This is a genomic window from Vibrio sp. 2132-1 (genome assembly GCF_033344315.1).
Genome location: NZ_JAWPON010000722.1, coordinates 1 through 551, shown reverse-complemented (window position 1 = coordinate 551; position 551 = coordinate 1). Strand labels below are relative to the sequence as shown.

General features: G+C 42.3%; 1 protein-coding gene and 1 pseudogene. One reads left to right on the top strand and one right to left on the bottom strand.

All coding sequences use genetic code 11. The annotated features are described in order from the left end of the window. Positions 1-354, top strand: a 354-nt coding sequence (locus R8N47_RS27595) for a UDP-3-O-acyl-N-acetylglucosamine deacetylase (RefSeq protein WP_318186411.1), incomplete at its 5' end; no start/stop codon positions are given. Positions 355-457: 103 nt separating this feature from the next. Here the strand turns inward: R8N47_RS27595 and R8N47_RS27590 are convergent. After that, a pseudogene (locus R8N47_RS27590) lies at positions 458-551 on the bottom strand (DUF721 domain-containing protein); the annotation flags it as partial.

Sequence of the window (551 nt, the reverse complement as noted above, 5' to 3'; positions counted from 1 at the left end):
GCACGTACGTTTGGCTTTATGCGTGATATCGAGTACCTACAATCTCAAAACCTAGTTTTGGGTGGTAGTTTCGATAATGCTATCGTATTGGACGATTACCGAATTCTGAACGAAGAAGGTCTGCGCTTTGAGAACGAGTTTGTTACTCACAAGGTGTTAGATGCAATTGGCGACCTTTACATGTGTGGTCATCCAATTATTGGTGAATTCCGTGCTTATAAATCAGGTCACGGTTTAAACAACCAACTTCTACGCGCAGTATTGGCGGATCAAGAAGCATGGGAATGGACAACTTTCGAAGAAGAAGTCGGTTCTCCAGTCGCTTTTGCAGAGCCAAACATGGTGCTAGCATAAGTTAGTCAAAGAATATTAAAAACCAGGTTTCGACCTGGTTTTTTTCTATCTAAATTTTACCGCACTTGATGATGGTTGATGGTTGATGGTTGATGGTTGATGGTTATTGGCCAGATTTTTCTGCCATATCTGCGAGCCTTTTTAGTCGCTCTTGGATTTTTGGTGGGGCCATATCAGCGATGGTCATCAGTGATTGA